The sequence below is a fragment of the Cupriavidus sp. 30B13 genome (assembly GCF_049059565.2).
Classification (GTDB): Bacteria; Pseudomonadota; Gammaproteobacteria; order Burkholderiales; family Burkholderiaceae; genus Cupriavidus.
The window spans coordinates 3,065,725-3,083,600 of sequence record NZ_CP188223.1; the positions used below are offsets into that span (position 1 = coordinate 3,065,725).

General features: G+C 70.3%; 20 protein-coding genes. 16 read left to right on the plus strand and 4 right to left on the minus strand.

Going from position 1 to position 17,876, the window contains the following annotated elements:
• Window positions 1-115 precede the first annotated feature (115 nt).
• The 8 genes from ACKI2N_RS14090 to ACKI2N_RS14125 all read left to right on the plus strand — a co-directional run bounded on the left by ACKI2N_RS14090 (window position 116) and on the right by ACKI2N_RS14125 (window position 5,516).
• Complete coding sequence (locus ACKI2N_RS14090) at window positions 116-1,891, plus strand: glutamine--tRNA ligase/YqeY domain fusion protein (protein ID WP_420993272.1); 1,776 nt, start codon at window positions 116-118, stop codon at window positions 1,889-1,891.
• A 4-nt stretch (window positions 1,892-1,895) separates the two neighbouring features.
• Complete coding sequence (locus ACKI2N_RS14095) at window positions 1,896-2,114, plus strand: RNA-binding S4 domain-containing protein (protein ID WP_420993273.1); 219 nt, start codon at window positions 1,896-1,898, stop codon at window positions 2,112-2,114.
• A gap of 43 nt (window positions 2,115-2,157) precedes the next feature.
• A complete protein-coding gene (locus tag ACKI2N_RS14100; protein WP_420993274.1) occupies window positions 2,158-2,541 on the plus strand; it encodes an MAPEG family protein in 384 nt (127 codons plus the stop codon).
• Window positions 2,542-2,604: 63 nt separating this feature from the next.
• Window positions 2,605-3,201: a YceI family protein gene (locus ACKI2N_RS14105; protein WP_420993275.1), complete on the plus strand. Its 597-nt coding sequence runs from the start codon at window positions 2,605-2,607 to the stop codon at window positions 3,199-3,201.
• Between the two features lie 173 nt (window positions 3,202-3,374).
• On the plus strand, window positions 3,375-3,686 hold the full coding sequence (locus ACKI2N_RS14110) for a hypothetical protein (RefSeq protein WP_420993276.1): 312 nt from the start codon (window positions 3,375-3,377) through the stop codon (window positions 3,684-3,686).
• Window positions 3,683-4,396: an alpha/beta hydrolase gene (locus ACKI2N_RS14115; RefSeq protein ID WP_420993277.1), complete on the plus strand. Its 714-nt coding sequence runs from the start codon at window positions 3,683-3,685 to the stop codon at window positions 4,394-4,396. Before ACKI2N_RS14110 ends, ACKI2N_RS14115 begins: the two co-directional genes overlap by 4 nt.
• 113 nt (window positions 4,397-4,509) lie before the next feature.
• On the plus strand, window positions 4,510-5,058 hold the full coding sequence (locus tag ACKI2N_RS14120; RefSeq protein ID WP_420993278.1) for a YaeQ family protein: 549 nt from the start codon (window positions 4,510-4,512) through the stop codon (window positions 5,056-5,058).
• Between the two features lie 110 nt (window positions 5,059-5,168).
• Window positions 5,169-5,516, plus strand: coding sequence for an FKBP-type peptidyl-prolyl cis-trans isomerase (locus ACKI2N_RS14125; RefSeq protein WP_020204589.1), 348 nt, complete (start codon window positions 5,169-5,171; stop codon window positions 5,514-5,516).
• Window positions 5,517-5,614: 98 nt separating this feature from the next.
• Here ACKI2N_RS14125 and ACKI2N_RS14130 read toward each other — a convergent pair whose 3' ends face one another.
• Window positions 5,615-5,935 carry a hypothetical protein gene (locus tag ACKI2N_RS14130; RefSeq protein ID WP_420993279.1) on the minus strand — a complete coding sequence of 107 codons (321 nt, stop codon included), beginning with the start codon at window positions 5,933-5,935 and terminating at the stop codon, window positions 5,615-5,617.
• A 221-nt stretch (window positions 5,936-6,156) separates the two neighbouring features.
• Between ACKI2N_RS14130 and ACKI2N_RS14135 the strand changes: the two genes are divergently transcribed.
• Together ACKI2N_RS14135 and ACKI2N_RS14140 are read left to right on the plus strand one after the other, a co-directional pair.
• Window positions 6,157-6,861, plus strand: a complete 705-nt coding sequence (locus ACKI2N_RS14135) for a gamma-glutamylcyclotransferase (RefSeq protein ID WP_420993280.1) — start codon at window positions 6,157-6,159, stop codon at window positions 6,859-6,861.
• 26 nt (window positions 6,862-6,887) lie between these two features.
• Window positions 6,888-7,688 (plus strand): ankyrin repeat domain-containing protein, encoded by an 801-nt coding sequence (locus ACKI2N_RS14140; RefSeq protein WP_420993281.1) that lies wholly within the window; start codon window positions 6,888-6,890, stop codon window positions 7,686-7,688.
• A gap of 31 nt (window positions 7,689-7,719) precedes the next feature.
• On the opposite strand, the gene ACKI2N_RS14145 is transcribed toward ACKI2N_RS14140, so the two are convergent.
• A complete protein-coding gene (locus tag ACKI2N_RS14145) occupies window positions 7,720-9,435 on the minus strand; it encodes a long-chain fatty acid--CoA ligase (RefSeq protein ID WP_420993282.1) in 1,716 nt (571 codons plus the stop codon).
• Window positions 9,436-9,653: 218 nt separating this feature from the next.
• On the opposite strand from ACKI2N_RS14145, the gene trxA reads away from it, so the two are divergent.
• Complete coding sequence (gene trxA, locus ACKI2N_RS14150; protein WP_420993283.1) at window positions 9,654-10,499, plus strand: thioredoxin; 846 nt, start codon at window positions 9,654-9,656, stop codon at window positions 10,497-10,499.
• Between the two features lie 34 nt (window positions 10,500-10,533).
• Window positions 10,534-10,920, plus strand: coding sequence for a cupin domain-containing protein (locus ACKI2N_RS14155; RefSeq protein ID WP_420993284.1), 387 nt, complete (start codon window positions 10,534-10,536; stop codon window positions 10,918-10,920).
• Between the two features lie 22 nt (window positions 10,921-10,942).
• On the opposite strand, the gene ACKI2N_RS14160 is transcribed toward ACKI2N_RS14155, so the two are convergent.
• Window positions 10,943-11,395, minus strand: coding sequence for a bacteriohemerythrin (locus ACKI2N_RS14160; protein ID WP_420993285.1), 453 nt, complete (start codon window positions 11,393-11,395; stop codon window positions 10,943-10,945).
• Between the two features lie 180 nt (window positions 11,396-11,575).
• On the opposite strand from ACKI2N_RS14160, the gene ACKI2N_RS14165 reads away from it, so the two are divergent.
• A complete protein-coding gene (locus ACKI2N_RS14165; RefSeq protein ID WP_420993286.1) occupies window positions 11,576-12,154 on the plus strand; it encodes an AAA family ATPase in 579 nt (192 codons plus the stop codon).
• A 46-nt stretch (window positions 12,155-12,200) separates the two neighbouring features.
• On the opposite strand, the gene tcdA is transcribed toward ACKI2N_RS14165, so the two are convergent.
• Complete coding sequence (gene tcdA, locus ACKI2N_RS14170) at window positions 12,201-13,091, minus strand: tRNA cyclic N6-threonylcarbamoyladenosine(37) synthase TcdA (RefSeq protein WP_420993287.1); 891 nt, start codon at window positions 13,089-13,091, stop codon at window positions 12,201-12,203.
• A 213-nt stretch (window positions 13,092-13,304) separates the two neighbouring features.
• Between tcdA and ACKI2N_RS14175 the strand changes: the two genes are divergently transcribed.
• The 3 genes from ACKI2N_RS14175 to pdxH all read left to right on the plus strand — a co-directional run bounded on the left by ACKI2N_RS14175 (window position 13,305) and on the right by pdxH (window position 17,813).
• Window positions 13,305-15,557: an AsmA family protein gene (locus ACKI2N_RS14175; protein WP_420993288.1), complete on the plus strand. Its 2,253-nt coding sequence runs from the start codon at window positions 13,305-13,307 to the stop codon at window positions 15,555-15,557.
• A gap of 280 nt (window positions 15,558-15,837) precedes the next feature.
• A complete protein-coding gene (locus ACKI2N_RS14180) occupies window positions 15,838-17,031 on the plus strand; it encodes an MFS transporter (protein WP_420993289.1) in 1,194 nt (397 codons plus the stop codon).
• Window positions 17,032-17,174: 143 nt separating this feature from the next.
• Complete coding sequence (gene pdxH / locus ACKI2N_RS14185) at window positions 17,175-17,813, plus strand: pyridoxamine 5'-phosphate oxidase (protein WP_420993290.1); 639 nt, start codon at window positions 17,175-17,177, stop codon at window positions 17,811-17,813.
• Window positions 17,814-17,876 lie beyond the last annotated feature (63 nt).

Genomic DNA, 17,876 nt, shown 5'->3' on the forward strand with positions numbered 1-17,876 from the left:
CGGTAAAATCACGCGATCCGGCATTCCGCCATGCAATCGAGCAGCGCGGCAGGCTGCGCGCCGCGTCACGGTGCGCCGCCTGCGCCTGCTGACGTAACCGCCCTCCGGCGCAACCATGAGCCACGACCCCAAAGCCAACGACAGCACCCCCGCCGCATCCAATTTCCTGCGCAGCATCATCGACCAGGACAACAACGCCGGTACCTATGCCGGCCGCCAGGATGCGCAGGGCCAGCCGTTGCCCACCGTCATCACCCGCTTCCCGCCGGAGCCCAACGGCTACCTGCATATCGGCCACGCCAAGAGCATCTGCGTGAACTTCGGCCTGGCGCGCGACTACGGCGGCCGCTGCCACCTGCGCTTCGACGACACCAACCCGGTCAAGGAAGACACCGAATACGTCGATTCCATCATCGACGCGGTGCACTGGCTCGGCTTCAGCTGGGACGCCACCGGCGCGGACGGCGGCAGGCAGCAGCACCTGTACTATGCCAGCGACTACTTCGACCGGCTCTACGCCTTCGCCGAAAAGCTGATCGAGCGCGGCGTGGCCTACGTGGACAGCCAGAGCGCCGAGCAGATCGCCGCCAGCCGCGGCGACTTCTCGCGCCCGGGCACGCCCTCGCCGTACCGCGACCGCAGCGCGGCGGAAAACCTGCAGCTGTTCCGCGACATGCGCGACGGCAAGTACGCCGACGGCGAGCACGTGCTGCGCGCCAAGATCGACATGAACGCGCCCAATATCGTGATGCGCGACCCGGTGATCTACCGTATCCGCCATGCGCATCACCACCGCACAGGCGACAAGTGGTGCATCTACCCGATGTACGACTTCACGCACTGCATCTCGGATGCGATCGAGAACATCACCCACTCGCTGTGCACGCTGGAGTTCGAGAACAACCGCCCGCTCTACGACTGGGTGCTGGCCCAGCTGCGCGAATGCGGCGTGTTCCGCGAGCCGCTGCCGCACCAGTACGAGTTCGCGCGCCTGAACCTGACCTACGCCATCACCAGCAAGCGCCGCCTGCTGCAACTGGTCAACGAGAACCGCGTGGACGGCTGGGACGATCCGCGCATGCCGACCATCGTGGGCGTGCGCCGCCGCGGCTACACGCCGGAATCGATCCAGCTGTTCTGCGACCGCATCGGCGTGGCCAAGTCCGACAGCTGGATCGACATGAGCACGCTCGAAGGCGCCGTGCGCGACGACCTCGACGCGCGCGCGCCGCGCAGCGTGGGCGTGCTGGACCCGCTCAAGCTGATCCTCGACAACTACCCCGAAGGCCAGAGCGAGGAATGCTCGGCCCCGGTGCACCCGAAGCAGCCCGAGCTGGGCCGCCGCGTGTTCCCGCTCTCGCGCGAGCTGTGGATCGAGCGCGACGACTTCAGCGAAGCGCCGCCCAAGGGCTATTTCCGCCTGTTCGCGCCGAAGGACGGCAACCCGGGCAGCAAGGTGCGCCTGCGCTACGGCTACGTGATCGAATGCACGGGCGTGGACCGCGACGCCGACGGCAAGGTCGTCGCCGTGCATGCCAACTACCTGCCGGACACCAAGAGCGGCACGCCGGGCGCGGACAGCGTCAAGGTCAAGGGCAACATCCACTGGGTCAGCGCGCCGCACGCCTACGAGGCCGAGGTGCGCCTGTACGACCGCCTGTTCAGCGACCCCAACCCGGACGCGGGCGGCAAGAATTTCCTCGACGCGCTGAACCCGGACTCCAAGAAAGTGGTCACAGCCTATCTGGAGCCGGGCCTGCGGCAGGCCGCCGCGGAAGACCGCTTCCAGTTCGAGCGCCATGGCTACTTCGTCGCCGACCGGGTGGATTCGAAGCCGGGCAAGCCGGTCTTCAACCGCATCGTCGGCCTCAAGGACAGCTGGGGCAAATAAGCGCATGCAGACCATTACCTTCCCGCTCGAGGGCGAGCATATCGCCCTCAACGACCTGCTCAAGGTGGCCGGCGTGTGCGACAGCGGCGGCGCCGGCAAGGCCCTGGTGGCCGCCGGCGAAGTCTCGGTCGACGGCGCCGTGGAATCGCGCAAGACCGCCAAGATCCGCGCCGGCCAGGTGGTCAGCGTGGCCGGCGTGAGGATCCGCGTGGTGGCCGCCTGAGGCGCGCCCCGGCGCGGGACATGACGACTTCTCGGGAAATACCATGCCGATCGCGTTCTGGTGCGTACTGCTGGCGGGCATCCTGCCCGTCGTGACGGTGGCCATCGCCAAGGCGGGCGGGCGCGGTTTCGACAACCACGACCCGCGCGGCTGGCTGGAACGGCAGGCCGGGCGCGCGCGCCGCGCCGACCTCGCCCACCGCAACCACTTCGAAGCCTTTCCCTTCTTCGCCGCGGCGGTGCTGTCGGCCACCTACCTGCATGCGCCGGCGGCGCGCATCGACGAACTGGCGCTGGTCTTCATCGCCGCGCGCGTGCTCTACACTGGGTGTTACCTGGCGGACCGCGCCACCCTGCGCACGCTGTGCTGGACCGTGGGCTTCCTCTCGGTGATCGGCATCTTCCTGCTGCCGGTGTTCGTCCACTAGCCCGTAGTCCGGCAGCCCGGTCGTCCGCCGGTTCGCCGGCTCACCCGAGGAGACGCCCGCGACATGCACACACTTCCCGCCCTCAAGCGCCGCGCGCTGTACCTGCTGGCCGCGGCGCTGCCCTGCGCGGCGCAGGCCGCCCCCGCCAACTACACGGTGGACCCCACCCACACCGCGGTCTACTTCGCCGCCAGCCACTTCGACCGCACTTCCGTGCGCGGGCGCTTCGACAAGATCGACGGCCGCATCAACTATGACGAGGCCACCGGCGCCGGCGGCATCGATTTCACGGTAAACGCCGATTCGCTCGACACGGGCAACCGCTCGCTCGACGGCGTGCTGCAGTCGGCGCAGTTCCTCGACGCGCAGAATTTCCCGGTGGTGCGGCTCAGCGCCAACCGCTTTATCCTCGACGGCCAGCGCCTGGCGGCGGTGGAAGGCCAGTTGACGCTGCATGGCGTCACCCAGCCGGTGCGGCTCGAAGCGCAGCGCTTCAGCTGCGGCGATATCTCGCTGTTCGGCATCAAGCGCCATGTGTGCGGCGGCGACTTCCGCGCCGTGATCTCGCGCAGCGCGTTCGGCATGACGCGCTTCCTGCCCGACGTCGGCGACGCCGTGACGCTCACCATCTCGGTGGAGGCCTCCCCCGGCAACCCGTGACAGGGCCGCCGCCGTTCGCGCGGCCGCCGTTTCCGCCGCCCCGGCAGCCCTCGGATGTCGGCCACAGGACACCTGTGCCCACGATTTCTTCTGTAAAATCAGCGGTTTGCATTTTTGGCCGGCCCCGCATCCCGGGCGTTCCGGCCCTTGCCTGACACGGGGACGACAACAAGATGACGATGATTCACGCCGGCGACGTGGTGGCCGCCGCGCTGGCCGCGGCGGGCGCCTGCCTGGCCTGCAGCATTCCCGCGGCCTTCGTGCGCCGCTTCCCGGCGTGGGCGCTGCGCACCTACGGCCGCCGCGCGCTGCTGGTGCCGCTGCTGGCGCTGGCGGCGACGAGCTGGCTGGCCGGACTGGCCATGTCCGGCCAGCTCGACAGCCCGGCCGGCCACGCCATGGTGGTCGCGGCGGCCTTCCTCGGCCTGACGCTGGCCGCGGCGCTGCTGCGCTTCTACCTGAGCGAATACCGCAAGACGCGTTGAGCGCGCCGCAACGCTTCGACATCGAAGCCGGCCCCGAGACGCTGGCGGCCGACCGCATCGAAGCCGGCCACGGCGAAGGCGTGGGCTGCCTGCTGCTGCACGGCGCGGGCAATGGCCACCGCGCGCGCTGGCTGCCGCTGCGCCAGGCGCTGGCCGCGCATGGCGTGGGCAGCATCGCCATCGATTTTTCCGGCCACGGCGACAGCCCGGCGCGCACGCCCGGCTCGCTGGCCAAGCGCCTGCGCGAGGCGCGCGCCGCGCTGGCGCACCTGGACCGCGGCGCGCCGCGCGCCGTGATCGGCATCAGCATGAGCGGCGAGATCGCGGTGCGGCTGGCCGCCGACGCGGACAACCGCATCGAGCGCCTGCTGACGCTGGTCGGCGCGGCCTATCATCCCGACGCGTTCGAACTGCCCTTCGGCCCGGCCTTCACGGCCGTGCTGCGCACGCCGGGGAGCTGGCAGGCCTCGCACGCCTTCGAGCAGATCGCGCGCTTCCGCGGCCGCCTGACGCTGGTGCGCGGCGCCGACGACACGGTGATCCCGCCCGGCGTGGCGCGGACGCTGGCCGCGCGCGCCGGCCGGGCCGCGCGCGTGGAGGTGGTGGACCTGCCCGGCACCGGCCACCAGTTGAGCGAAGCATGGCGGACGCAGCCCGGATTCGCCGCCACGCTGACCCGCATCGCCCTGCGCGCGGTGGGCCCGTCCTGAGCGGCCCGGCCGCTGCCCCGGGGGTACGCCGCCGGATTCACGTATCATGCGGCCTTTCGCCTCTGTTCGCATCACGCGGCTGCGTTTTCAGCCGCATACCGCAGCGTCTTCCCATGGCTCTCAAATCCACCATCTACAAGGCCGAGCTTTCGGTGTCCGACATGGACCGGCCCTACTACGGCAGCCACGCGCTGACCATCGCCAAGCACCCGTCGGAGAACGACGCGCGCATGATGGTGCGCCTGCTGGCCTTTGCCTGCGAAGCCAGCGAAGCGCTCACCTTCACCCGCGGCCTGGACGAGCCCGACGAGCCGGACCTGTGGGAAAAGACCCTGACCGACGAGATCGCGCACTGGATCGAGCTGGGCCAGCCCGACGAGTCCCGCCTCAAGCGCGCCGCCGCGCGCGCGCGCCGCGTGACCGTGTTCACCTACAATGGCGCAAGCGCGCGCGAATGGTGGAAGGGCATGGCGGGCAAGGCCGGCAAGCTGCGCAACGTGACCATCTACAATGTGCCGGCCGAGGCGGTGGACGCGCTCGCGGCGCTGGCCCAGCGCGCCATGCGGCTGTCGGTGACGATCCAGGACGGCGAGATCTGGGTCAGCGACGACGACCACAACGTGCGCATCACCCTCGATATCCTGCAGCGCGCCGCGGGCTGAGCCCGGCGCGCCGCGCGGGTGCGGCAGTACCCCGTTTGTCCGAGGCCGCCCGCCCCGCGCGGGCAGCTCCGGTACCGAGACCCTCCTGACAGAACACAAGGAAGCCAATCATGAACACCACTCCCTCCGGCCTGCAGTACGAAGATACCGTCACCGGCGAAGGCGCCGAAGCCACCGCGGGCAAGCACGTCACGGTGCACTACACCGGCTGGCTCTACGACAACGGCCAGGCTGGCCGCAAGTTCGACTCGAGCAAGGACCGCAACGACCCCTTCGTGTTCCCGCTGGGTGCCGGCCACGTCATCCGCGGCTGGGACGAAGGCGTGCAAGGCATGAAGGTCGGCGGCACGCGCCGCCTGGTGATCCCGGCCGAGCTGGGCTACGGCGCGCGCGGCGCCGGCGGCGTGATCCCGCCGAACGCCACGCTGCTGTTCGAAGTGGAACTGCTGGCGGTCTGAGCGCCGGCCCGGGCGATGCCCGGCACGGCAGCACAAGGCAAAAAGGCAAAAAGGGACGCCCGCGGGCGTCCCTTTTTGCGTCCCGGCGCCGGCCGGCGTCAGAAGCTGATGGCGGCGTTGCCCACGTCGACCCGTACCTTGTCGCGGTCGAGCAGGCGCGCGGCATGGCGCGCGTAGTCCTGGGCCCAGGCGGTGTCGTCGGTAAAGCGCTGTTCGCCGGAGAACTTGGCCACATTGAGGATCTTGTCGATCACCAGCACCTTGCCCACCGGGCTGGAGGCCTGGCAGTCGAGTTCGGCGTACTCGCGGTCGAACCAGCGCCAGCCGGCTTCCTCGGTGACGGCGGCCAGCTCGGCGTCGCCGATGGTGAAGCCGAATTCCTTGCCGGTGCCGAAGGCCACCGTGAGCGTGCGCGCCATAGCCTGTTCTCCTGGGTTGATGCGGTATTGTAAGGACTTGTCCGGTGCCGCCGCCACCTCGCGCGGTCAACTCCGCGCGATTTTCCTTGTGTCCGTCATGCCCCCCGCCATGCCGCCCACCGTTGTCTGCCGCACACAGCCGGATAAACGATTCAGAGATTTCTGCTTGCCATGTGGTTTCGGTGCCGCCTGAAACGCAGCTTTGGATTATGCTTGCAGGCATGGCCATCACCCGACAAGATCTCGAAACGGATCGGCTTCGTGCTTCTCTTTGCAGCACGCCGGTGGCTTCCTCGCTACTCCCGGACGAAGCTTTCGAAGGCTCCCTGCGCGCCACGCTGGACCAGCGGCCCGATACGCCCGAGCTGGCCGGCGATGTGTGGGTGTTCGGCTATGGCTCGCTGATCTGGAACCCGATGGTGGTGCACACCGCCCGCCAGCTGGCGACCGTGCACGGCTACCACCGCGGCTTCTACCTCTATTCGCGCATCAACCGCGGCACCTGGGACCACCCCGGCCTGGTGCTGGGGCTGGACCGCGGCGGTTCCTGCCACGGCATGGTGTTCCGCATTCCCCATGACATGATCGAGCCGGAATTCCGCCTGCTGTGGCGCCGCGAAATGCTGACCGGCGCCTACCATCCGCGCTGGCTCAACGTGAAGCTGGCCGGCAGCGCGCCGCAGCCGGCGCTGGCCTTCGTCATGAACCGCGGCCACGAAGCCTACGCCGGGCGCCTGCCCGACGAGCGCGTGGTGGCTTGCCTGCGCCACGCCACCGGCCTGTACGGCCCGGCGCGCGAATACCTGCAGCAGACCTTGCTGGGCCTGGCCACCAACGGCGTCGACGATCCTTATCTGGGCCGGCTGTGGCGCCAGCTGCAGGACACCGACGCGGCCGGCGGGCCTGCCGCCGGCGAAGCCGCCTGATCCGGACCTACCCAGGAACCATCCCGATGCCGCGCCCCGCCGCCCGCCCCCGCCGACTGGTGCTTGCCGAAGTGCTGGGGCTGACCGGGCTGCTGATGGGCGGCGCGCTGCTGGCCAGCCCGGGCGGATCCAGCCTGGCCGCGCGCCCGGCCGGGAGCAGCCAGCCGCACGCCGCGTCGCGCTCCCAGGCCCCGGGCAGCACCTCGGTTTCCACACCGCGCGAGGGCGTGGGCGCGCTGGACCGCAACCTGATCGGCGCGGCCATGCTGGGCGACCTCGAGCTGGTCAAGCGCCTGCTCGCGGCCGGCGCCTCCGCGCAGGCCACCGACGAGCGCGGCCGCAGCGCGCTGCTGGTGGCGGTGGACAGCCGCCACACCGAGGTCGCCAAGACCCTGGTGGGGGCCGGCGCCAATGTGAACCGCAAGGACATCGACGCCAACAGCCCCTTCCTGCTGGCCGCCGCCACCGGGCAGCTCGAAGTGGTGCAGCTTTCGCTGGCGCACGGGGCCGACCTCGCCAGCACCGACAGCAACGACAGCACGGCGCTGATCCTGGCCAGCCAGCATGGCAACACGGAAGTGGTGAAAGTGCTGCTGAAGGCGGGCGTGCCGGTCGACCACGTCAACAAGCAGGGCTGGACCGCGCTGCTGGAAACCATCGTCATGGGCGACGGCAGCGCGCGCTACGAGGACACGGTGCAACTGCTGCTGGACGCCGGCGCGGACGCCAACCTGGCCGACCGCGACGGCACCAGCCCGACGCGGCACGCGCGCGAGCGCAGCTACAAGACCATGGTGAAGATGCTGATGCGCGCGCGCGGGCACTGAGCCTTGCCCGCGCGCGCGCCGGAGGGCGGCGTCAGGCGGCCGGCTTCGCCGCGGCGCTGCGCGCGTTCTCGCCTTCCTGCAGCTGGCGCCACATCACCTTGCCGGTGCCCGACTTGGGCAGCGCGTCGACGAACTCCACCACGCGCGGGTACTTGTAGGCCGCCATGTTCTCCTTGGCCCACTCGATGATGTCCTCGGGCGTGGTCTTGCCGCGCGCGTCGGTCTTGAGCACCACCACCGCCTTCACGGTCTCGCCGCGGTAGGCGTCGCGCGTGCCGATGATGCAGGCTTCCTGCACGGCCGGGTGCTTGTACAGCAGGTTCTCCACCTCGGCCGGCCACACCTTGAAGCCCGAGGCATTGATCATGCGCTTGAGGCGGTCGGTGAGGAAGTAATAGCCGTCCTCGTCCATGCGGCCCAGGTCGCCGGTGCGGAAGAAGGTCTTGCCGTCGAACTCGATGAAGGCGTCGCGCGTGGCCTCGGGCTTGCCCCAGTAGCCCTTGAACACCTGCGGGCCGCTCACGATGATCTCGCCCACTTCGCCGGGCGGCAGCTCGGCCAGCGTGACCGGGTCGATCACGCGCGCGTCGGTATTGAAGGTGGGCACGCCCAGGCATTGCAGCTTGGGGCGGTCGCTGGGGTTGCCGTGGGTCGGCGCCATCGTTTCCGACAGGCCATAGCCCTCCAGGTAGCTCAGGCCGAACTGCTGCTGCAGGCGCTCGGCCACCGCCTGCGGCATGGCCGCGCCGCCGCCGCCGATGTAGCGCAGGCTCGACAGGTCGAACTGGGCCAGGTTCGGGCTGCCGAGGAAGTCGATCACCATGGTCGGGATATTGGTCCAGTGCGAGACCTTGTAGCGCGAGATCAGGCGGCCCGCCACCTCGCGGTCCCAGCGCGGCAGCATCACCACGGTGGCGCCGGTGTAGATCGGGCCGTTCATGCCGTACTGCATGCCGGTGACGTGGAACAGCGGCAGCACCGAGAGGATGGTCGACTCGGCGCCGCTGCCGCTCCAGGTACTGCCGCCGACCACGTTGTGCATGACCGAGCGGTGCGTATGGATGCAGCCCTTGGGAAAGCCGGTGGTGCCCGAGGTGTACGGCATCACCGCCATGTCGTCGGGGCCGGCGGTATGCGGCGACGGCACCAGCTGCGCGGCCAGCGCCTGCGACCACGGCGTGGCGCCGGCCGGCAGCGGATGCCGGGCGGTGAGCCAGGCGGCGGGCGCGTCCTCGGGGTTGTCGTAGCTGGACGGCAGCGCGTCGCCGTATTGCGTGACCAGCATGTGCTGCAGGCGCTGCGCCTCCGGCAGCTCGGCGTTGGCCTGTTCCGCGCCGGCGGCGAGGTCGGCGCTGCAGATCGCCACGCGGGCCTGCGCGTCGCTGATGTAGTGCTTGAATTCCTCGCTGCGGTTCATCGGGTTGACCGGCACCACCACCGCATCGGCGCGCAGGATGGCGTAGTAGCCGATGATGAACTGCGGGCAGTTCTGCATGTAGAGCAGCACGCGGTCGCCCTTCTTCACGCCCGCCGCCTGCTGCAGCCAGCCGGCCACGGCGCTGGCCTGCGCCTCGAGCTGGCGAAACGTGATGGCGTTGCCGAAGTAGCGGATGGCGGCCTTGTCGGCGTAGCGGTGCGCGGAGACCACCAGGTTGTACCAGAGCGAGGTTTCCGGCAGCACGATCTCGGTAGGGATGCGCTTGGGCCAGAACTGGAAATGCGGGCGCGCGGGCTGGTGGGTCTGCATGGAACGTCTCCTGTGCGGTCTGTCCGACCTGATCTTCGATACGAGTCAGGCAATATAACTGAACGACCGTTCTATTTTCAATCCATCGCTTACCCTTGTCCACCTTCCGGGGCCGCTCTGCTTTATCCGCGCGCCCGTTGTAATCGGCGCCATCCGCCCCCAACTAGGCCTCGTACGGCCCCGGCATGCGCGGGGCTTCCCTTCTAGCGAGACAAGTCATGAGCGACGTAACCCTGCAGAATTTCGAGGCGGACGTGATCGAGACATCGCGTCATATCCCGGTGCTGGTGGATTTCTGGGCGCCCTGGTGCGGCCCGTGCAAGACGCTGGGCCCGATGCTGGAGAAACTGGAAGCGGAGGCCGGCGGCAAGTGGCGGCTGGCCAAGGTCAACGTGGACGAGAACCAGGACCTGGCCGCGCATTTCGGCGTGCGCAGCATTCCGCACGTGGTGGCCTTCGCCGACGGCCAGGCGGTGGACCAGTTCACCGGCGTGCTGCCGGAGTCGGGCCTGCGCGCGTTCCTCGCGCGCGTGATGCCCAACCCGGGCCAGACCGCGCTGCGGGCGGCGCGCGACGCGCTCGCCGCCGGCGACCGCGAGGCCGCGCGGGCGGCGTTCCAGGCGGCGCTGGCCTTCGATCCTGGCTTCGACGCGGCGCGGCTGGAGTACATCGGCTTCCTGCTCGACGCCGATGCGCTGGACCAGGCCGAGACCGAGTTCGGCATGCTGTCGCCGGGCGCGCCGCAGGAAGACGGGTTCGCGGCGCTGCGCACCCGCCTCGAAGCCATGCGCGGCCTTGCCGGCCTGCCCGACACGGCCACCCTGACGGCGCGCGTGGCGGCGGCGCCCGGCGACCTGCGCGCGCGCCTGGACCTGGCCCGCGCGCTGATCGCGCACCGGCAGTACGAGCCCGCGCTGGAGCAGTTGCTGGCCATCGTGCGGGCCGACCGTGGCTTCGAGGAGGACATCGGGCGCACCACCATGCTGTCGGTGTTCGCGCTGATGAGCGACCGGCCCGAGGTGGTTTCGCGCTGGCGCCGGCAACTGGCCTCGGCGCTGAATTAAACTGGCGGGCCCGACGTTCCTGCCCGCCCGAGCCGTGACCGCTTCTTCCCTGCCCCGCCTGGCCGATTTCCGCGCCGACCCGACCCCCAGCCACGACCGTCCGCGCCCGGACCGGCTCGTGGCGGGCAATCCCGACCGCACTACCTGGACGCACTACAGCGCCGGCCAGGGCGATTTCGACTGCGGGGTGTGGGCCTGCGAACCAGGCGCGTGGCGCATTGCCTTCCCGGCCGGCAAGGAAGAGTTCTTCCACGTCATCAGCGGACGCATCCGCATCAGCGACGAGGCGGGCAACGCCCGCGAATTCGGCCCGGGCGACGCCTGCGTGATCCCGGCCGGCTTCACCGGGCTGTTCGAGGTGCTGGAAACGGTGCGCAAGCACTTCGTGGTGCTCGACCGCGCCGCGGCCGAAGGCGCCTGAAGCGCGGCGCTGCCGAACCGGCTCAGGCGGCCTGCCCGGCGGGCGCCTCGATCAGGGTGAAGCCGTTCTCGCGCATGTGGCTGACCATCATCGCGTCCATCGACTTCACGTGCTGGTCGAACCAGCCGGACAGTTCCGACACCAGCCGCCGGCCCAGCGCCAGGTCGCCCGCGGCCACCTTGGCGCGCACCGCGTCGGCCACCGCCAGCACCTGCTGGTGCTCGCCGCGGTGACAGTGCTGCGGGCCGAAGGCCATCGCTTCCATCCATGCTTCTTCCTGGCCGAAATGGTGGCGCGTGTGGTCGATCCACTCGTCCAGCGCCGCCAGGAAGCCGGCGTCGCCGGCGCGCGCGGCGGCATCCAGCAATTGCACGAATTCTTCATGGGTGGCGTCGGTCACCGGCTCGCCGAGCAGCAGCTCGGGAGCAAGGGTGACGCGGCTCGGCGCAGGGACATCCGTGGTGCGGTCGGTCATGTCTGGGAAGCGAGGAAACGAAGAAATGGGCGGGCTGGCCGGACGTTGCCCGCGGCACACGTCCGGCGCCAGCCGAGAGGATACCGAATCCGGCGCGACGCGGTCTGATCCAGGACAAACCCTCGCGCGGGTTATGCTGGCGGCTGGATTTCCATCGCCGCGGGCCGCGCCCGCCGTCCCATGCCCCGACTGCTCTTCTTCTGCGGCCATGCCGGCACCGGCAAGACCACCCTGGCCCACCGCCTGATCGGCCCGCTCATGCAGGCCACCGGCGAGCCGTTCTGCCTGCTCGACAAGGACACCTTGTACGGCGGCTACAGCGCCGCCGCGATGGGCGCGCTGACCGGCGACCCGAACGACCGCGACAGCCCCACCTACCTGAAGCACCTGCGCGACGCCGAGTACCACGGCCTGCTCGATACCGCGCGCGAGAACCTGGCGCTGGGCATCAGCGTGATCGTGATCGGCCCGCTGTCGCGCGAGGTGCGCGACCACCGGCTGCACGATCCGGCGTGGCTGCGCGTGCCGGCGGGCACCACGGTGCGCGCCTTGTGGGTGCACCTGCCGGAGGACGAGGCGCATGCCCGCATCATCCGGCGCGGCAACCCCAACGATGCCTACAAGCTGGCCCACTGGGAGGACTACCGCACGCGCCGCTTCATGCCGGCGCCGGAGCAGCATCCCGAGCTGAGCTATTTCGACAATTCCGCGCCGGACGAAACCGACTTGTCGGCCTTGCTGGCGAGACTGGCCGCCTAGCGCGGCGGGCCGCGCCAGGTCCGGCCGCCCTGGCCGCTCCGGCCGCTCACTCCGGCGCGGTCAGCGCGCCCAGCACTCTGGCGGCCGCCACCATGCCGAACACCGCGGTCACCGCCACCGACGAGCCGAAGCCGGCGCAGGCCAGGCCCTGCGGGCCGGCGGGCGCGAGCGCGGGCGCGTCGGCCGGCGCCTCGTCGAGCTCGCAGGCCTGCTGTTCGGGTTCCGGATAGCGCAGGGGCTCGTCGGAGAAGACCGCGTCGACGCCGAACTTGCGCTTGGGATTGCGCGGCCAGCCCCAGTCCTGGCGCAGGCGGGAGCGCACCTTGGCCAGCAGCGGGTCCTGCACGGTGCGGGAGAAATCGACCACGCGCACGCGGGTGGGATCGAGCTGGCCGCCGGCGCCGCCGCAGGTGATGATGCGCCGCCCGGTGCGGCGCGCCCAGCCCAGCATGGCGACCTTGACCTTGACCGAATCGATCGCGTCGATGATGTAGTCGTGCCCGCCCAGCAGCTCGGCGACGTTGTCCTCGGTGACGAAGTCGTCGACCTCGGTCACGCGGCAGCGCGGGTTGATCTGCACCATGCGCGCGGCCATGGCCTGGACCTTGGCGCGTCCGTAGTCGTCGCCGAGCGCGTGGATCTGGCGGTTGGTGTTGGACAGCGCGATATGGTCGAGGTCGATCAGCGTGACGCGGCCCACCGCGTTGCGCGCGAGCGCCTCGGCCGCCCAGCTGCCCACGCCGCCGATGCCGACCACGCACACGCTCGCCGCTTCCAGCCGCGCCAGGCCGGCCGCGCCGTACAGCCGCGCCACGCCGCCGAAGCGGCGGTGGTAATCGTCGTCGGCCGGGCTCTCGTGCGTCAGCGCCGGCGGCAGTTGCGCCAGTTCCGGGGAGGCGGAGGAGGCCGGGGAGGTTTCCGGGACGAGGTTGCTCATAGGTCGGATCAAGGCTTGCGAAGGGAAGGCCGCCGGGGGCGAGCGCGGGCGGGGGGCCGGAAAAGCGCCGCCCGCGTCACCCTGTCAGCCAAGCGCCGACAGGAGAACGCGGCGCGCAACTATACAATACCTAACAGTAGTGGTTCGACCGCCGCCTCGCCCCGTGCCACGGCAAGCGTGCGGCGGCGGCCCGCCCCACCAGGACACCGACCCATGCCCGTGCGCCGCAAGGCTGTTCTCTGGAGTGTACTGACGCCGCTGGTGCTGGTGGCGGTGCTGGTCGTGGTCATCCTGACCTTCGACTGGAACCGCCTCAAGCCGTGGCTCAACCAGCGCGTGACCGAAGCCATCGGCCGGCCCTTCGCCGTCAACGGCGACCTGACGCTGACCTGGCGCAGCGCGCAGGGCGAGACCGGCTGGCACACCTGGGTGCCGTGGCCGCGGCTGTCCGCCGCCGACATCACCATCGGCAACCCGGCGTGGGCGCGCGAGCCGAACTTCGCCACCGTGCGCGAACTGATCTTCGTGCTGCGCCCGCTGCCGCTGCTGTCGCACCAGATCTCGATCCCCACCATCGTGGTCGACAGCCCGGCGGTGTGGCTGGAGCGCCTGGCCGACCAGCGCAACAACTGGACCTTCGCCACGCCGGCCGGCAAGAAGCCGTCCGAGTGGCGGCTCGACATCGGCGAAGTGGCGCTCGCGCAGGGCGACCTGAGCCTGTCGGACCAGGTCCTGAAGATCGAGATGCAGGCGCGCCTCGACACCATCGGCGACAGCCCCCTCTATGACAAGGCCCGCGACGGCACGCTCACCGGCGCGGCTTCGGGCACGGCGGGCGCCAGCGCCGCGGCGGGAACGGCCGCCGGCACCGCCAGCCAGCGCTATGGCCTGCGCTGGAAGGCCACCGGCCGCTACAACGACGCCACCATCAGCGCCAGCGGCAAGGCCGGCACGGTGCTGAGCCTGCGTGACGCCAACGTGCCGTTCCCGGTGCAGGCCGACGCGCGCGTGGGCAACACGCGCGCGGTGGTGGAAGGCACGCTCACCAACCCGGCCCACCTCGGCGCGCTCGACGTCAACCTGCAACTGTCCGGCGACAACATGGCCAAGCTGTATGCGCTCACCGGCATCGTGCTGCCCAGCACGCCGCCCTACGAGACGCGCGGGCGGCTGGTCGCCACCTTGCGCAAGGGCGCCTCGGTGTACCGCTACGACAAGTTCAGCGGGCGCGTGGGCGGCAGCGACCTGAGCGGCACGCTCAGCTACGCCCAGCGCCAGCCGCGCCCGCTGCTGTCGGGCGAGCTGGAATCCAGCCAGCTGCGCTTCGAAGACCTGGCGCCGCTGATCGGCGCCGACGCCAAGCCCGGCAGCGCGGCCTCGGACAGCGCGGTGCGCCAGCCCGCCGACAAGGCGCTGCCGGTGGCGCCGTTCCGCACCGAGCGCTGGGACAGCATCGACGCCGACGTGAAGTTCACCGGCAAGCGCATCGTGCGCACCGCCGACCTGCCGATCACCGACCTCGTCACCCACCTCAAGCTCGACGACGGCGTGCTGACGCTGGACCCGCTCGACTTCGGCATCGCCGGCGGCAACCTGGTGTCGACGCTGCAGCTCAACGGCAAGCGCGCGCCGATGGGCGCCATGATCGACATGAAGGCGCGCCACCTCAAGCTCAGGCAACTGTTCCCGAAGCTCGAATCGATGCGCGCCAGCATCGGCGAGCTCAACGGCAGCGCGAAGCTCAGCGCCACCGGCAACTCGGTGGCGGCCCTGCTCGGCAGTGCCAACGGCGAAGCCAAGGTGCTGGTGGAAAACGGCACGGTGAGCAAGTTCATCCTGGAAGCGATGGGGCTGAACGTGGGCAGCGTGGTGATCTCCAAGCTGTTCGGCGACAAGCCGGTGCAGATCAATTGCGGCGTCAGCGACGTCAGCTTCACCAATGGCCTGGCCCGCGCGCGCACCTTCGTGCTCGATACGCAGGACGCCGTGATCGACACCAGCGGCGCCGTCGACCTGGCCAGCGAGCGGCTCGCGCTGACCATCCGGCCGGATTCGAAGGGCCTGCGCATCTTCTCGCTGCGCTCGCCGCTCTACGTGGGCGGCACGCTGAAGAAGCCGACGGTCAGCCCCGACATCGGCGTGCTGGCCTTGCGCGCGGGCGGCGCGGTGGCGCTGGCGCTGGTGGCGCCGGTCGGCGCCGCGGTGCTGCCGCTGATCGACCTGTCCACCGGCAGCGAAGACTCCCAGTGCGGCAAGCTGCTGGCGCAGATGCGCAAGCGCCCCGTGGCGCCGCCGCCGGGCACGGCCTACCGCGACCCGCAGGGCGGCGCCACCGGCCAGGCCGCCGGGCCCGCGCCCTCGCCCGACGGCGCGCCCGCGGCGCCGGCCAGCGCCAAGGCCGCGCCGGCACGTCCCGCCGCGCCGGTGCGGCCGTCGCCCTCCGCCTCGCTGCACGAGGGCGGCTGAACGCCGCGGCCTGCCGGTCGCGGCGCGGGCGTTGCCTGGGCGCGACACCCGGCCGGCCGCCGACGCAATTTCGCAACACTTTCGCCAGTCTGGTGCAGAGAATCGGTGGCAATCGTTGTCTATCGCACACGCCGCTTGCATAATTAAACGGCCATTTACAACGAAGTCTTCAATAGATGGCGCATTGCGGACCTCCGCGAGCGATCGCGGCGTCCTTCCCAGGGTGCGGTTTCGGCCGCACTTGTTTTTCCTCCGGATTCTCCCAGGCCCCCGCCCGCGCATGACGCCGCTACACGCCACCGTTCCGCCGATCAGCTGCCTGATCGCGCTCACGGTGTGCAACCACGTAGCCTTCAATGCCAGCCGCGTGGTGGTGTCGCTGTTCGCGCTGTCCCTCAAGGCTTCCACCGTCACGCTCGGCATCCTGATGTCGCTCTATGCGCTGCTGCCGATGCTGCTGGCCATCCATGCCGGCAAGCGCATCGACGAGATCGGCCCGCGCAAGCCGCTGACGGCGGGCTCGCTGATGGTGCTGACCGGCACGCTGCTGCCGGCGCTGTGGCCGGGCATCGCGGCGCTCTATCTTTCGTGCGCGCTGATCGGCGTGGGCTTCATGCTGGTCCAGGTCGCCATGCAATTGCTGATCGGCCAGATTTCCAGCGACGGCACGCGGCTGCGCAACTACACGCTGCATGCGCTCGGGCTGTCCTTCTCCGGCACGCTGGGGCCGGTGGTGATGGGCTACATGATCGAGCACGCGGGCTTCCGCCCGGCCTTCTTCACGCTGGTCGCGGTGGCCGGCGCGGGGCTGGCGGGCCTGCAACTGGTGCGCCACCGCCTGCCCGCGCGCGGTGCCCGTGCCGCGCGCAATGCCATCGTCGACGGCAGCCGCAATTCCACGCTGGGCCTGCTGGCGCATCCCGAACTGCGCGCGGTGTTCATCGCCAGCGCGGTGCTGTCGGCCGCATGGGACCTGCATGCCTTCCTCATCCCGATCCAGGGCACGCGCGTCGGCCTGTCGCCGTCGGCGATCGGCTGGGTGCTGGGCGCGTTCGCCATCGCCACCTTCGCCATCCGCGTGGCGATGCCGCTGGTATCGCGCCGGCTGTCGGAGTGGAAGGTGATCCGCGGCGCGCTGCTGGTCGGCGCGGTGGCTTACCTGCTCTATCCGTTCGTCTCGCAATTCTGGCTGATGTGCTGCCTGGCGTTCCTGCTGGGGCTGGCGCTCGGCAGCGCGCAGCCCAATGTGATGAACATCCTGCACGCGGCCTCGCCGAGCGGGCGCGCCGGCGAAGCGCTGGGCCTGCGCTCGGCCGTGCTCAACACCAGCCAGGTGGTATGGCCGCTGACCTTCGGCGTGGTCGGCACCGCGCTTGGCATGCTGCCGATCTTCCTGTCGATGGCGGGCGCGATGGGCGTGGCCGGCTACTACTCGCGCGGGCATGCGCGCAAGCTGCCGCCACCCCCGGCGTGACGATGGCGGCGGCATGGCAGCGGCAGGCTTGCGCGTGCGCAAATGCGCCCTGGTGCGCTTTCGCTATACTCAAATCAGGCGCGCCGCCGGTGCCGGGCAGGCTTGCCCGGCGCGCGGCCCGCAGACTTGATACCTGATCCGACATGACCCAACTTGCCGACCTCCGCCGCACTTATGTGCTGGGCTCGCTCTCCGAGTCCGACGTGGCGCCCGATCCCATCAGCCAGTTCCAGCGCTGGTTCGACGAAGCCATCAACGCCAAGCTGCCCGAACCCAACGCGATGACGCTGGCTACCGTCGACGCCGACGGCCAGCCGTCCGCGCGCATCGTGCTGCTCAAGGGCATGGATGCCAGGGGCTTCACCTTCTTCACCAACTACGAAAGCCGCAAAGGGCTGGACATGGCGTCCAATCCGCGCGCGGCGCTGCTGTTCCACTGGGTGCAGCTGGAGCGCCAGGTGCGCGTGGAAGGCACCGTGGAAAAAGTGAGCGAGGCCGAGAGCGATACCTATTACGCGTCGCGTCCGCTCGGCTCCCGCCTGGGCGCGTGGGCCTCGGAGCAGAGCCGCGAGGTCGCGGACCGCGCGGTGCTCGAGCAGCGCGAAGCGGACTTCCGCGCCAGGTTCGGCGATAACCCGCCGCGGCCGGCCCACTGGGGCGGCTATCGCCTGGTGCCGGCGCGCATCGAGTTCTGGCAGGGCCGGCCTTCGCGCCTGCATGACCGCATCGCCTACCGGCTGCATGCAGACGGCGCATGGCAGATCGTGCGCCTGTCGCCGTGACCCTCGGAGGCTCCCGCGCACCGGGGCCGCCCAGAGCACAAAATTGGGAATTGTCGTAAAGTG